The sequence below is a fragment of the Sulfitobacter mediterraneus genome (assembly GCF_003054325.1).
Lineage (GTDB): Bacteria > Pseudomonadota > Alphaproteobacteria > Rhodobacterales > Rhodobacteraceae > Sulfitobacter > Sulfitobacter mediterraneus.
The window spans coordinates 150545-163351 of record NZ_QBKU01000008.1 but is presented as its reverse complement, the minus strand read 5'-3'; the positions used below and the strand labels follow the sequence as shown (position 1 = coordinate 163351).

Genomic DNA, 12807 nt, shown 5'->3' with positions numbered 1-12807 from the left:
CAAAAGGAAGGATACACCGCCGCCCAAGCAGATGGAGAGCCTTCATGTCGATCGACGAAAACACCGCCGCCCGCGTGGCGAAACTGGCCCGCATCAAGGTAGAGCCTGAGGCGCTGCCGGCGCTGGCGCAGGAGTTCAATAATATCCTCGGGTTCATTGAACAGCTGAACGAAGTGGACATTGAAGGGGTCGAGCCGATGACCTCGGTAACGCCGCAAAAGCTGAAGCGGCGCGAAGATGTGGTGACCGATGGGGACCAGCAGGCCAAAGTGCTGGCCAATGCGCCTGATGCCCGCGAAGGGTTTTTTGCCGTGCCGAAGGTGGTGGAATAATGACTGAACTGAACAAATTGGGCCTGGCTGGCGCACGCGATGCGTTGCGCAGCGGCGATGTGACATCCAAAGACCTGACCGAGGCCTGCCTCACTGCAATCCATGGCGCGGGGGCATTGAATGCCTTTGTCCATAACACGCCGGATGTGGCTTTGGCGCAAGCGGATGCTGCCGACAAGCGTCTTGCCGCCGGTGACGCGCCCGCGATGTGCGGTCTGCCCATCGGGATCAAGGATCTGTTTTGCACCAAGGGTGTGCCGTCTCAGGCCGGATCGCGTATTTTGCAAGGGTTCCTGCCAGAGTATGAAAGCACCGTCAGCCAGAACCTTTTCGACAATGGCGCGGTGATGCTGGGCAAGCTGAATATGGACGAATTCGCCATGGGCAGCTCCAACGAGACTTCCGTTTACGGCAATGCAGTGAACCCGTGGCGGCGCGGCAATGATGATGCGGCGCTGACGCCCGGTGGCTCCTCCGGTGGCTCTGCTGCGGCGGTTGCAGCGGACCTTTGCCTTGCGGCGACTGGCACTGACACAGGCGGGTCGATCCGCCAGCCTGCGGCCTTTACCGGCACGGTTGGGATCAAGCCGACTTACGGGCGTTGTTCGCGTTGGGGCATTGTTGCCTTTGCCTCCTCGCTGGATCAGGCAGGCCCGATGACCAAATCGGTGCGCGATGCTGCGATCATGCTTGAGGCAATGTGCGGGCATGACCCCAAAGACAGCACCTCGGCCGATCTGGCGGTGCCAAACTTTGAGGCGGCGCTGACCGGTGATATTCGCGGCAAGAAGATCGGTATTCCCAAAGAGTACCGCATGGACGGCATGCCAGAAGAGATTGAGACGCTCTGGCAGGACGGCATCGCCATGATGAAGGACGCCGGCGCCGAGATCGTAGATATCTCGCTTCCGCATACCAAATATGCTTTGCCCGCGTACTACGTGATTGCACCCGCTGAGGCGTCTTCGAACCTCGCGCGTTATGACGGTGTGCGCTATGGCCACCGCGCCACGCTTGAGGCTGGGGACGGCATCACCGAGATGTATGAAAACACCCGCGCCGAAGGGTTTGGCCACGAGGTGCAGCGCCGCGTGATGATTGGCACCTATGTGCTGTCCGCCGGTTTTTATGACGCTTATTACAACCGTGCCCGCCGGGTGCGCAGCCTAATCAAGAAAGACTTCGAAGATGTCTTTGCCCAAGGCATCGACAGCATCCTGACCCCGGCCACCCCGTCTGCGGCCTTTGGTCTGGGCGAGATGACCGATGCCGATCCGGTGGCGATGTATCTCAACGATGTGTTCACCGTCACGGTCAACCTTGCGGGCTTGCCGGGCATCGCGGTGCCGACGGGGCAGAACCGTCAGGGTCTGCCACTGGGCCTGCAACTGATCGGGCGACCTTGGGAAGAGGCGGATCTGCTGTCTTCTGCCTATGCGCTGGAGAAGGCCGCAGGCTTTGTAGCCAAGGCAGACAAATGGTGGTAAACCTGCGCCAATAACCGTCAAAAAGACAGAGCAGTGCACATGATCAAACAGGCCTTTTTCGTTCTCGCCGCTGGCGCGGTTCTCGCTGCTTGTCAGCCTGCCATCCCGGACTCGGGGCAGGGCGCCGGTTTTGACAGTTTCGAGGCAGAGCAACGCAAGCGTGACGCAGCGCTGGCCGGGATCGTGCCCTCTGCACCTGTGATCGCGGAAACCCCGCTACGGACCGCAACGCCAAGCGATCCATCTGCGGCGGCCACGGCGGCGGAAACTGCCCGTGTGTTGGCGGCGACCCGTCCGGGTGTGCCAAACAGCGGTGCGGCGCCGATCAACGCCAGCCCGTCCAACCCGCCGCCCGCAGTGGTGAACACGGCAGGGATCTCGAACGAGAACAACTTTGACGCGGTGTCAGGCCAGCGCAGCATTGATGATGACGCCGCCCGCATTGCCGCCAACAAGGCGCAGTATGAGGTGGTCACACCTGAGGCCCTGCCAACCCGCGTTGATTCTGGCCCCAACATCGTGGCCTACGCCCTGAGCACGTCAAACGCAGTGGGAGAGCAGGTCTATCGCCGCATCGGCCTGAACAAGGCGGCAAAATACGCCCGGTCCTGCCGGTCGTTCAGCACGCCAGATCAGGCACAGATTGACTTCCTCGCGCGCGGCGGTCCGCAAAAAGACCGCAAAGGCATGGACCCGGACGGCGATGGCTTTGCCTGCGACTGGGATCCAACCCCGTTCCGCCGCGCGGCCCAAGGCTGACGTGTCCGGGCCTGAGATCACCGATCATCTCTCGCCCAATTGCGGCCCGCGCCGGAACGGGCTGACGCCCAGCCTGATCGTGATCCACTACACCGCCATGGACAGCGCACTGGCCGCCCGCGACCGGTTGTGCGATCCTGAGGCAGAGGTGTCCGCGCACTACCTGATTGCAAACAGCGGTGAAACCCTGCGCCTGGTCCCGGAGGATCGCCGCGCATGGCATGCCGGCGCCGGGGAATGGGCCGGGCAATCCGATATCAACTCGCGCTCCATCGGGATTGAACTGGACAACACCGGCTCACAGCCGTTTTCAGAACCACAAATGCAGGCGCTGGAAGCCCTGCTGCGCCAGATCATGGACCGTTGGTCGATTGTGCCAGCGGGGGTCATCGGTCACTCTGATATGGCACCGGGGCGCAAATGCGATCCCGGTCCGCAATTTGACTGGGCGCGTCTTGCGCGGCAGGGACTCGCGCAGCCCGCCGTCCAAACCGCCAAGGACCAGACCCCAACCGAAAACAGCTTTCGCACCGCCGCTTGCGCCGCAGGCTTTACCGCAGAGGCGTCGCTGGAGGATCTGCTCACCGCCACACGCCTGCGCTTTGCGCCGTGGCGGCTGGGTGCCCTGCATCCAGATGATCTGAACCTACCGGTGCTGGATTAATCGACCTCCTTCTCCCTTTTTGGCCCTCAAATACTCAATCCCGCCCGTGCAGCCATTGACGGCAGCCGCAATGACACGCTACGCCGCACCCTGCGCGGAAGGCCGGATGACCGCGGCGATGCAAATTGTCGAGGAAAGTCCGGACTCCAAAAAACAACGGTGCCGGGTAACGCCCGGGCGGGGCAACCCGACGGAGAGCGCCACAGAAATGAAACCGCCCTTTCGGGTCTGTGTCGGGCAACCGATACCGCCGGACGGGTAAGGGTGAAACGGTGGGGTAAGAGCCCACCGCGCCGCTGGCAACAGGGGCGGCATGGCAAGCCCCACCGGGAGCAATGCCAAATAGGGACCGCGTGCCGCCGCAAGGGGGCGGGGCTGTTTTTGCCCCAGCAGGTTCGGGTTGGCAGCTATAGCTGCATCGGCAACGGTGCGGTCAGAGGAATGGTCATCCAGGGGCGCAAGCCCTGGACAGAATCCGGCTTATAGGCCTTCCGCGCATTTTCAAACCGGCGTCGTTTTCCTCCAAGAAAACGGCACGGAAAATTCAAATTTTCCGCGCCCCACCCATCGGGCGGCGCAATCAGGAGCAAGCCCATGCAACTCACCGGAAAAACCGCCCTTGTCACCGGCGGCAGCGATGGCATCGGGCGGCACATCTGCCTGAAACTGGCGGCACAGGGCCTGCGTATCGCGGCGCTTGGGCGCAACAAAGACCGTCTGGATGCCGTGGCTGCAGAGGCGCTGCAAGCGGGCGCACCAGCCGCGCAAGGCTTTGTCTGTGATCTGGCCCATTCGGCACAGATCGATACCGCTGCAATGGCGATTCTGGATGATTTTGGCCCCATCGACATTCTGATCAACAACGCGGGCATCTGGCACAAGGCGGGCCCACTCGACAGCATTGATCCGGCCATGATCGAGGCCACTCTGGCCACCAATCTCAGCGGCGCCATCCATCTGACCCGTGCTTTGTTGCCGGGAATGCGCAGCCGCGAAGAGGCGGCGATTCTCAATGTTGTGTCCAAATCCGGCGTTTTGGCGCAGGCCGGGCAATCGGTCTACACCGCCAGCAAATACGGCATGCGGGGCTTTACCGACGTACTGAAGGAAGATGAGGCCGAAAGCGGCGTGCGGGTGGCGGGGCTTTATCAAAGTGGCACCAACACGGGCATGTTCGACAAGGCGGGCGAGGATGTGCCGAACCATATTTTCACTGAACCGGATGATCTGGCCGATGTAGTGGTTTTCATGTTGTCGCGGCCTGCAAAACTGTGGATGCATGACGTGCGGATTGAGTTGTGAGGAAAGCATGATTTCCCATAGCTTTTGCGGTTGACACGCGCCCGCATCCCGTTACAAGCCAGGTTTCAGAATTCACGCACCCCGCCCGATGGTCTAAGGTGCAGCAGGAGATGACAAGATGGCAAAGCCAACCACGATCAAGATCCGTCTGAACTCGTCCGCGGGCACAGGCCATTTCTACGTGACCAAGAAAAACGCACGCACCATGACGGAAAAGATGGTTGTCCGTAAGTACGACCCCGTTGCGCGTAAGCACGTGGAATACAAAGAAGGCAAGATCAAGTAAGATCAGTCTCTTTGGATCGCTCTAAGGCCGCGCTTATGCGCGGCTTTTTGCGTTTGAGGGGGAGGGCGTTTGATGAAACGTGTGATGATTGTTGGCGGACCGGGATCGGGCAAATCGACCCTGGCGCGGATACTGGGGCCGCGACTTGGGTTGCCGGTTTTTCACATGGACCAGATCCACTGGCAGGAAAACTGGGTCGAACGTCCGATGGAAGAGAAATTGCCTATGGCGCTAGCCGTAGAGAGGAAGGACAGGTGGGTCTTCGAGGGCGGTATGTCCGTGACCTATGGCAACCGGATGCAGCGTGCCGATATGCTGATCTGGCTGGATCTGCCGGTGGGCTTGCGTCTGTGGCGGGTGACCAAACGCCTGTTTCGTTATCTGGGCAAAGCGCGGCCCGATCTGCCGCCGGGTTGCCACGAAAGGCTTCACCCTGAAACCCTGCGGTTTTACCACTTCATCTGGCAAACCAGACATGATTCTCGCGCCAAGATCGCCAAGCTACTGGCCGAGGCGGATGAGGCTGAAGGTGGCCCACCTGCGCAGCCCTCCCGAGGTTCAGGCATGGCTGGACAAACAGCCTTAGCGATCAGCAGGGGGAATGTCTTTGGTCGCAGCGACCAGCGCTTTGACGTTGTCCATATCGTGCCTGAGCGAGCGGCGTTTATCGCTTGGCGGTTGATGTGCGCGGCTGGTGCCTGCACGGCGTGCTGTTGCCGGGCGGATGGGGCGGGGCACAAACTCTCCACCGCAGTTGGGGCAGACATTCTCAAGGATGTTTTCAACGCAATCGGCACAGAAAGTGCATTCATAGCTGCAGATTCGGGCATTCGTGGCTTCTGGCGGCAAGTCGCAGTCACAAAGTTCACAATTGGGGCGCAGCTCAAGCATGGGGCATCCTATGGATCATACAAAAAAAAGACCGGCCCTTTGCGGGGCCGGTCCGGTTCACTTAACGCTCAAAGCGTGATCATTCGCGGTTGCCGAACAGCTGGAGCAGCAACATGAACATGTTGATGAAGTCCAGATAGAGGTTCAGCGCGCCCATGATCGCCGCTTTGCCCAGCCATTCTGTATCGCCGTGGTGGGCGTGGGCCAGATATTCGGTTTTGATTTTCTGGGTGTCATAGGCGGTCAGACCGGCGAAGATCAGAACACCGATGGCAGAGATGGCAAACATCAGCGCCGAAGAGGCGAGGAAGATGTTCACGATGGATGCAACGATCAGGCCAATTACACCCATGATCAAGAAGCTGCCCCAGCCAGAGATGTCTTTCTTTGTGGTGTAGCCCCAGAGGGACAGACCGGCAAAGGCGATCGAAGTGATCAAGAACACCTGTGCGATCGAATAACCGGTGAAGACCAAAAAGATCGAGCTGATGGAGACACCCATCACAGCGGCAAACGCATAGAAGACTGTTTGCGCGGTGGCAGCGGACATCCGGTTGATCGCGGCACCAAAACCAAAGACAAAGGCCAGCGGTGCAAACATCACAACCCACTTCAGCGGAGATGCATAAAGCGCGTAACCAAGGCCGGTCAGATACTTGTCAGGGCCGATCTGCGCGGAAGCAGCAGATGGATCCGTTGTCACGGCAAGACCGGACAGCGCCCAAGCGGCCGCAAATGTGATCAGCATCCCGATCGACATTGTGCCGTAGACTTTGTTCATGTGGGCGCGCAGCCCCGCATCGATATCGGCGGCGCGGGCTCCGGCTGCGGCCCGGATTGTATTCACGTCAGCCATTCAAGACCTCCAATTGACTAATAGGTTCACCCTCACGCGACGCGCGCGAAGTATTGAGGGGAATATTGGGCCTATGGCCCCGTTTTTCAAGGGTGAACCTGCGTCTGGAGCGGGATTGGCATCGGTTTATTTCAACCAGTATGCAGGGACATCCCATGGCGCGCGGGACGCTTCGGTCGCGGCGGCTTCGGCGGAAACACCAATATCCTCAAGCATACGTGCATCCAGACGCGCCAGCGCACGGCGGCTGCGCCACAGTTGGACGGCGTTCAGTGCGGCAGCAGCGCGAGAGGTGCTGCGAGAAGAGGCGAGGTGTGCGGAGCGGAGAGTGATCTGTGTCATGGGAGTGACCTTTCTGATTTCGTGATGATAACTTCTTAATTCATTTCGATGGTTGATATATGGCAACGAATGGGCATAATGAAATTGAATGTTTGTTATGTTGGCCATCAAGGATATTGATGAATGAGAAATCTGGATATCACGACCCTGCGGTCTTTTGTGGCGGTGGCCGATTCCGGCGGCGTGACCCGCGCCGCTGGTTTTTTGCATCTCACGCAATCGGCGGTCTCAATGCAGCTCAAACGGCTGGAAGAAATGCTGGGCCTCGAACTGCTTGACCGGACGGGCCGGACCATTGCGCTCACTGCGTCGGGGGAACAATTGTTGGCCTATGCGCGGCGCATGATTGCGCTGAATGACGAAATTATCACCCGGCTGACTGATCACGCCTATGAAGGGGAAATCACGCTGGGTGTGCCGCATGACATCGTTTATCCGGCGATCCCGCAGGTGCTGAAACAATTCCACGCCGCCTTTCCCCGCGTGAAGATCCAGCTTGAAGCCTCATATACCCGCACGCTGAAGGAACAATTTTCCAAAGGGGAATGCGACATCATCCTGACCACCGAACCCGAAGTGGACAGCGGCGGCGATACGATTGCCCGCAAACGGCTGGTCTGGCTGGGCGCGCCCGGTGGGGCGACGTGGCGGCAACGGCCGCTGAAACTTGCGTTTTGCCGCTATTGCACGTTCCGCCCCCATGTCACCGCAGCGCTGGATCAGGTCGATATGCCATGGGAGATGTCGCTCGATACGGACAGCGACCGCACGATTGAAGCTGCCGTCAGCGCAGATCTCGCGGTCAATGCGATGATCGAGGGCACCGAACCCCCGCATATGGAGCAGATCGATCACGATGGTGCCCTGCCGGAGCTGCCGTTGCAGTTGATCAATCTTTACGGAGGTCGGTCGGCCAAGAATGAGGTGCATGATACCCTGGTCGGGCTGCTGCGAAATGCGTTTTCGACCAGTCAAGTTGGCCGTTTACGAGCGGTTTGAGGCGGGTCTTTGCCGAATGCCTAAAATTTGTGCGTTGCGATAAAATCGCGCAGCACAAATTTTTGTTGTTACACAAATGTTCAACTTTTAGTGGAATCGAATTTTTTCCACATCCATAAGCTTTATTGTTTTTCAATGTTTTGCGGCGATCTCTTCATCTATGTTGGGCGGTTGAGTCACCTGCGGCATTCCGGCGCGCAAGCATAGGGAGAGTCGTCCGTTGATCACCGGTTTGCGCGTTCAGACCGGACTTATTGCCAAACCAGCGTCAAAAGGTTTTGCCCGCAACCGTTAAGTTTTGTAGACTTATTCAACAGTCGGCGCTCCTTCGTTGCGGAAGGGGAACATGAAAATGGCCGAACTGCACATTTAAGCCGAAGGGGGAGTGTACACGATGGCTCATAAAGTAGACTTGCATGTAGGCAAGCGGATCCGTCAACGCAGATGGCTCACCGGGATGACCCAACAAAAGCTTGCGGAACTGGTGGGGATTAAGTTCCAGCAGATCCAGAAATATGAAACCGGGGCAAACCGCGTTAGCGCGTCCCGCCTTTGGGATATCGCCGATGCCCTCGACGTGAACGTTGCATTTTTCTTTGAAGGCATGGAAGGCGAAGGCGCCGAAGTGACGACATCTGGCAAGGTGCCCGTTGACGTGATGGGTGACAAAGAAGCGATGGATTTGATCCGGTCCTATTATGCGATCCCCGAAGATCAACGCCGCCGCTTGTTCGAACTGGCGCGTGTGTTGAGCGACGTTGCCTGAAAGCATTGATGACATTGGCTTGCATCACCTCGCCAGAGGTGGCAGGCCAGTGCCATGACCAAACACAACGATTTCGATAGCGATATTCGCCGCGTGGCGCATCTGATGGCGGATGCGGCCCGTTTGGTGATTCTGCCCTATTTTCGCAATGCCGCATTGACCGCTGAAAACAAGCTCGATGGCGGCTATGACCCCGTGACCGAAGCCGACCGCGCCGCAGAACGGGCGATGCGGGATATTCTGGCGCGAGAACGCCCTGCGGACGGGATTCTGGGCGAGGAATATGGCGCATCAGATGGGACATCGGGCCTCACATGGGTGCTGGATCCGATTGACGGCACCCGTGGGTTTGTCAGCGGCACGCCCACTTGGGGTGTATTGATCGCGGTGTCTGATGGGCAGGGACCGTTTTATGGCATCATTGATCAGCCCTACATTGGCGAGCGCTATGAAGGCGCGCCAGATGGTGCAGCCTTCGAAGGTCCGCATAGTGCAGGTGCCATACAGACACTGGCGCCAAAGCCGCTGTCCGATGCGGTGGTGTTTACTACATTCCCAGAGGTTGGCACTGCGGCGGATCAAGCCGGGTTTCATGCGGTTGCAGCGCAGGCGCGTCTAACGCGCTATGGCATGGATTGTTACGCCTACGCGCTTTTGGCGGCGGGGCAGGTGGATCTGGTGATTGAGGCCGGGTTGAACCCCTATGACATTCAGGCGCCCATTGCCGTGGTGCAGGCCGCAGGCGGAATTGTCACGGACTGGCAAGGTGGCCCAGCCCATGATGGTGGCCGCGCGATTGCCGCCGCGAATGCCGACATTCACGCCGCGGCATTGGCCATTCTCAAAGATTGTTGACCAAGCGGTCAAAGGCAGGGTAGGGTCTGCCTGCATCTGGTTCTTCAACCTGTTTTCCACCGGATGCATGCATGGTCTGAGACAGGTTTACCGCGATATAGGTGAGCCATGTCCGAAATTCTTCTTAAAAATGCTGATACAATTCTGACGATGGATGACGGGCGGCGCGAGCTCAGCTTCGCTGATATCCGGATCAAAGATGGCGTGATCACTCAGATCGGCCAAGACCTGTCGGGCAGCGCGGAGGTGGTGGATGTCTCGGGCTGTGTGGTCACGCCGGGGCTGGTGAACACCCATCACCATTTGTACCAGAACCTGACCCGTGCCGTGCCGGGCGGGCAGGATGCGCTGCTCTTTGGGTGGCTGCAAACGCTCTATCCGATTTGGTCGCGGATGACGCCGGATCACATGTTTACCTCGGCGCAGATCGGGCTGGCAGAACTGGCGCTGTCGGGATGCACGCTTAGCTCTGATCACCTTTATCTCTACCCCAACGGTGTCCGGTTGGAGGATACCATCCATGCTGCCGCCGAACTGGGCCTTCGGTTCCAGCCCACCCGCGGCTCGATGAGTATCGGGGTAAGTGATGGCGGCTTGCCACCTGATGCGCTGGTTGAAAACGAGGATGCCATCCTCGAAGACTGCATCCGCTTGGTGGATGGCTTCCACGACCCTTCGGAGGGCTCTATGTGCCGTGTGGCGCTGGCACCCTGTTCGCCGTTCTCTGTCAGCCGTGATCTGATGCGCAACACGGCGGTTCTGGCACGGGACAAGGGCGTGATGATGCACACGCATCTGGCTGAAAACGATGAGGATATTGCCTATTCCCTTGAACAATTCGGCTGTCGCCCCGGTGAATACGCGCAGGATCTGGGCTGGGTTGGCCGTGATGTCTGGCACGCCCATTGCGTGAAGCTGGACGCAGCCGAAATTGCACTTTTTGCGGAAACGGGTACCGGGATTGCCCATTGTCCTTGCTCCAACTGCCGCCTCGGCTCTGGTATCGCGCCAGTGCGGAGGCTGCGCGATGCAGGCGTGCCTGTGGGCTTGGGCGTGGATGGATCGGCCAGCAACGATGCGGGCAATCTGGTGGCAGAGGCCCGGATGGCGATGCTGCTACAACGGGTTGCGCAGGGGGCCGATGCCATGAGCGCCCGCGAGGCGCTTGAAATTGCCACGCGCGGCGGGGCGGATATTCTTGGGCGGCCCGACTGCGGGCGGCTGGAGGTTGGCAAACGCGCCGATATAGCGGTTTGGGATGTGCAGGGATTGGCCAGCGCAGGCAGTTGGGATCCGGCGGCGCTTTTGCTGGCGGGGCCGACCACGGTGCGTGACCTTTTTGTCGAAGGTCGGCAGATTGTGCGGGACGGGCATGTGCAAACGATTAACCTTGGGGCAACCATTTCACGTCAGAACCAAATGGCACGTGAATTGGCGGAGGCCGCATGAGATCACTTTTGTTGGTGCTTGCGATGGCACTTGGGATGCCGGCCTTGGCCGATCCGGCGGTGCTGCGCCCGGTCAATGAACTGCGCGTCGCGCAAGGCCATGCGCCAATGGTTTATGCACCTTCGCTGGAAAATGCGGCGTTGCTGCATGCCATAGACATGGCGCAGCGAAAGTATTTCGCCCATGAAGGCCGCGATGGATCAACTGTCGGGCAACGGGTCACCGCGCAAGGGTATGAGTGGTGTCTGGTGGCGGAAAACATCGCCAAGGGACAACGCAGCTTGACCCAAGTGATGCAGGATTGGGCCGAAAGCCCCGGACATCTTGCCAATATGATCCGCCCCGAACTGCGCGAGATCGGCGTGGCGCGGGGGCCGGGGCATCTGTGGGTTATGGTGCTGGCCGCGCCCTGCTAAGGCTTTTATGTTAAGGGCGTTTCTGCCCGTTGACCCATACATCCGCGATGGCACGATCATCGCCCATCATGATGGTGGCAAACAGGTTTTCCCAGATGTCACTGGCTTGATCGGCCCGCTGTGCAATTGCGGCGGTTGAGCTGAGGTTGAGAATCGTCAGATCCGCCTCCATTCCCGTGCTTAGGCTGCCGATCTTATCGCCAAGATGCAGGCTACGCGCCGATCCTGCTGTGGCCAGCCAAATCAGCTGTGCCGCATGCAGTGGGGTGCCGCGCAACTGACCGACTTCATAAGCTGCCGCCATGGTGCGCAGCATCGAAAAGGACGATCCGCCACCCGTGTCCGTGGCCAGACCAACCGGAATGCCGCGCGCCGTCAATCCGGCCATGTCAAACAAGCCCGAGCCGATGAACGTGTTTGACGTAGGACAATGCACCAGCGCTGCGCCGCAGTCTTTTAGGCGGTCAATCTCCCGCGGCTCCAGATGGATCGCATGACCGTAGAGGCCCCGCTCACCCAGCAATCCATGCGCCTCATAAGTGTCAAGGTAATCGCGGGCCTGCGGAAACAGCTCTTTCACCCAAGCAATCTCATCGGTCTGCTCGCTCAGGTGGGTCTGCATCAGGCAATCGGGATGCTCCGCCCACAATGCCCCCAATGCTGCCAGTTGATCTGGCGTTGATGTGGGCGAAAACCGCGGGGTGATGGCATAGCTGGCGCGGCCCTTACCATGCCATTTGCCAATCAGGGCTTTGCTGTCATCATAAGCCGATTGCGCCGTATCGCGCAGCCCTTCTGGCGCGTTGCGGTCCATACATGTCTTGCCTGCAACAATCCGTTGCCCGCGGGCCGCCGCTGCCTCAAACAATGCATCCGCAGAATGGGGATGAATGGTACAATAAGACGCGGCCGTGGTGGTGCCATGGGCCAACGTCAAATCCAGATAACGCCCGGCGATCTGATCGGCATACGCGGGATCGGACAGGCGCATTTCTTCGGGAAATGTATAGGAATTTAGCCAATCAATCAGACGCTTACCCCATGACGCGATGATTGCTGTTTGCGGATAATGCACATGCGCATCCACAAATCCCGGCGCAATCAGGTGATCGCTGCCATAGCGGTGTAGATCCGTCTGCGGATGCGCCTTTTGCAGATCCGCACCCGAGCCGACCTCAATGATCTGGCCGTCCTCGATCAACACTCCGCCCGCACCGTCCACGTGCACGGCATCTTGCCAAGGGCCGCGCAACGGATCACCCGCATAGCGCAGAACGGGTCCAAGAATGAGGGTCAGATTTGTCATGATCCAACCCTAAGCCTCGCAGAGGTCGGGGACAATCGCAAAGCCGTCTCAAGTGGCATTGAAACCACCCAAACGCTTGCCTATGGTCGCCCTCAAA

The 12807-nt window shown here is 59.2% G+C and carries 15 protein-coding genes and 1 other RNA gene; 13 read left to right on the top strand and 3 right to left on the bottom strand.

Features of this window, described 5'->3' with window-relative positions; translation table 11 throughout:
• Positions 1 to 44: 44 nt before the first annotated feature.
• The 8 genes from gatC (at position 45) to C8N31_RS20745 (ending at position 5838) form a co-directional block, all read left to right on the top strand.
• The gene (gatC, locus tag C8N31_RS14170) at positions 45 to 332 is read left to right on the top strand and encodes an Asp-tRNA(Asn)/Glu-tRNA(Gln) amidotransferase subunit GatC (RefSeq protein WP_025047767.1); all 288 of its coding nucleotides are present in this window, start codon (positions 45 to 47) and stop codon (positions 330 to 332) included.
• Complete coding sequence (gene gatA / locus C8N31_RS14165) at positions 332 to 1819, top strand: Asp-tRNA(Asn)/Glu-tRNA(Gln) amidotransferase subunit GatA (protein WP_025047766.1); 1488 nt, start codon at positions 332 to 334, stop codon at positions 1817 to 1819. Before gatC ends, gatA begins: the two co-directional genes overlap by 1 nt.
• 39 nt (positions 1820 to 1858) lie before the next feature.
• Positions 1859 to 2578 carry a hypothetical protein gene (locus C8N31_RS14160; protein WP_025047765.1) on the top strand — a complete coding sequence of 240 codons (720 nt, stop codon included), beginning with the start codon at positions 1859 to 1861 and terminating at the stop codon, positions 2576 to 2578.
• Positions 2523 to 3242 (top strand): N-acetylmuramoyl-L-alanine amidase, encoded by a 720-nt coding sequence (locus C8N31_RS14155; RefSeq protein ID WP_025047764.1) that lies wholly within the window; start codon positions 2523 to 2525, stop codon positions 3240 to 3242. The genes C8N31_RS14160 and C8N31_RS14155 overlap by 56 nt, the downstream gene beginning before the upstream one ends.
• A gap of 94 nt (positions 3243 to 3336) precedes the next feature.
• Positions 3337 to 3741, top strand: an RNA gene (rnpB, locus tag C8N31_RS14150) — RNase P RNA component class A.
• Between the two features lie 95 nt (positions 3742 to 3836).
• A complete protein-coding gene (locus tag C8N31_RS14145; protein WP_025047762.1) occupies positions 3837 to 4544 on the top strand; it encodes an SDR family NAD(P)-dependent oxidoreductase in 708 nt (235 codons plus the stop codon).
• A 118-nt stretch (positions 4545 to 4662) separates the two neighbouring features.
• Positions 4663 to 4830: a 50S ribosomal protein L33 gene (gene rpmG, locus C8N31_RS14140; RefSeq protein WP_011454349.1), complete on the top strand. Its 168-nt coding sequence runs from the start codon at positions 4663 to 4665 to the stop codon at positions 4828 to 4830.
• A gap of 72 nt (positions 4831 to 4902) precedes the next feature.
• Positions 4903 to 5838, top strand: a complete 936-nt coding sequence (locus tag C8N31_RS20745) for a P-loop NTPase family protein (protein WP_476755909.1) — start codon at positions 4903 to 4905, stop codon at positions 5836 to 5838.
• Here the strand turns inward: C8N31_RS20745 and C8N31_RS14125 are convergent.
• Both C8N31_RS14125 and C8N31_RS14120 read right to left on the bottom strand, forming a co-directional pair.
• A complete protein-coding gene (locus C8N31_RS14125) occupies positions 5801 to 6577 on the bottom strand; it encodes a Bax inhibitor-1/YccA family protein (RefSeq protein ID WP_025047760.1) in 777 nt (258 codons plus the stop codon). The two genes, C8N31_RS20745 and C8N31_RS14125, sit on opposite strands and share 38 nt — an antisense overlap.
• Before the next feature lie 126 nt (positions 6578 to 6703).
• The gene (locus C8N31_RS14120; protein WP_025047759.1) at positions 6704 to 6919 is read right to left on the bottom strand and encodes a YjiS-like domain-containing protein; all 216 of its coding nucleotides are present in this window, start codon (positions 6917 to 6919) and stop codon (positions 6704 to 6706) included.
• A gap of 123 nt (positions 6920 to 7042) precedes the next feature.
• Here C8N31_RS14120 and C8N31_RS14115 point away from each other — a divergent pair, with 123 nt between their 5' ends.
• The 5 genes from C8N31_RS14115 to C8N31_RS14095 all read left to right on the top strand — a co-directional run bounded on the left by C8N31_RS14115 (position 7043) and on the right by C8N31_RS14095 (position 11404).
• Positions 7043 to 7918 carry a LysR family transcriptional regulator gene (locus C8N31_RS14115; protein ID WP_025047758.1) on the top strand — a complete coding sequence of 292 codons (876 nt, stop codon included), beginning with the start codon at positions 7043 to 7045 and terminating at the stop codon, positions 7916 to 7918.
• A gap of 394 nt (positions 7919 to 8312) precedes the next feature.
• Positions 8313 to 8684: a helix-turn-helix domain-containing protein gene (locus tag C8N31_RS14110; RefSeq protein ID WP_025047757.1), complete on the top strand. Its 372-nt coding sequence runs from the start codon at positions 8313 to 8315 to the stop codon at positions 8682 to 8684.
• Between the two features lie 54 nt (positions 8685 to 8738).
• On the top strand, positions 8739 to 9539 hold the full coding sequence (hisN, locus tag C8N31_RS14105) for a histidinol-phosphatase (RefSeq protein WP_025047756.1): 801 nt from the start codon (positions 8739 to 8741) through the stop codon (positions 9537 to 9539).
• A 108-nt stretch (positions 9540 to 9647) separates the two neighbouring features.
• Positions 9648 to 10988 (top strand): 8-oxoguanine deaminase, encoded by a 1341-nt coding sequence (locus tag C8N31_RS14100; RefSeq protein WP_025047755.1) that lies wholly within the window; start codon positions 9648 to 9650, stop codon positions 10986 to 10988.
• Positions 10985 to 11404 (top strand): CAP domain-containing protein, encoded by a 420-nt coding sequence (locus C8N31_RS14095; protein ID WP_025047754.1) that lies wholly within the window; start codon positions 10985 to 10987, stop codon positions 11402 to 11404. The genes C8N31_RS14100 and C8N31_RS14095 overlap by 4 nt, the downstream gene beginning before the upstream one ends.
• Positions 11405 to 11414: 10 nt before the next feature.
• Here C8N31_RS14095 and guaD read toward each other — a convergent pair whose 3' ends face one another.
• The gene (guaD, locus tag C8N31_RS14090; protein ID WP_025047753.1) at positions 11415 to 12710 is read right to left on the bottom strand and encodes a guanine deaminase; all 1296 of its coding nucleotides are present in this window, start codon (positions 12708 to 12710) and stop codon (positions 11415 to 11417) included.
• Positions 12711 to 12807 lie beyond the last annotated feature (97 nt).

What these genes read in the sequence shown, in the direction of transcription:
- C8N31_RS14100 (WP_025047755.1), top strand. Translation starts at nt 9,648, where the DNA reads ATGTCCGAAATTCTTCTTAAAAATGCTGATACAATTCTGACGATGGAT.
- C8N31_RS14125 (WP_025047760.1), bottom strand. Translation starts at nt 6,577, where the DNA reads ATGGCTGACGTGAATACAATCCGGGCCGCAGCCGGAGCCCGCGCCGCC.
- gatC (WP_025047767.1), top strand. Translation starts at nt 45, where the DNA reads ATGTCGATCGACGAAAACACCGCCGCCCGCGTGGCGAAACTGGCCCGC.
- guaD (WP_025047753.1), bottom strand. Translation starts at nt 12,710, where the DNA reads ATGACAAATCTGACCCTCATTCTTGGACCCGTTCTGCGCTATGCGGGT.
- gatA (WP_025047766.1), top strand. Translation starts at nt 332, where the DNA reads ATGACTGAACTGAACAAATTGGGCCTGGCTGGCGCACGCGATGCGTTG.
- C8N31_RS14155 (WP_025047764.1), top strand. Translation starts at nt 2,523, where the DNA reads ATGGCTTTGCCTGCGACTGGGATCCAACCCCGTTCCGCCGCGCGGCCC.
- C8N31_RS14095 (WP_025047754.1), top strand. Translation starts at nt 10,985, where the DNA reads ATGAGATCACTTTTGTTGGTGCTTGCGATGGCACTTGGGATGCCGGCC.
- C8N31_RS14160 (WP_025047765.1), top strand. Translation starts at nt 1,859, where the DNA reads ATGATCAAACAGGCCTTTTTCGTTCTCGCCGCTGGCGCGGTTCTCGCT.
- C8N31_RS14115 (WP_025047758.1), top strand. Translation starts at nt 7,043, where the DNA reads ATGAGAAATCTGGATATCACGACCCTGCGGTCTTTTGTGGCGGTGGCC.
- rpmG (WP_011454349.1), top strand. Translation starts at nt 4,663, where the DNA reads ATGGCAAAGCCAACCACGATCAAGATCCGTCTGAACTCGTCCGCGGGC.
- C8N31_RS14120 (WP_025047759.1), bottom strand. Translation starts at nt 6,919, where the DNA reads ATGACACAGATCACTCTCCGCTCCGCACACCTCGCCTCTTCTCGCAGC.
- hisN (WP_025047756.1), top strand. Translation starts at nt 8,739, where the DNA reads ATGACCAAACACAACGATTTCGATAGCGATATTCGCCGCGTGGCGCAT.
- C8N31_RS14145 (WP_025047762.1), top strand. Translation starts at nt 3,837, where the DNA reads ATGCAACTCACCGGAAAAACCGCCCTTGTCACCGGCGGCAGCGATGGC.
- C8N31_RS20745 (WP_476755909.1), top strand. Translation starts at nt 4,903, where the DNA reads ATGAAACGTGTGATGATTGTTGGCGGACCGGGATCGGGCAAATCGACC.
- C8N31_RS14110 (WP_025047757.1), top strand. Translation starts at nt 8,313, where the DNA reads ATGGCTCATAAAGTAGACTTGCATGTAGGCAAGCGGATCCGTCAACGC.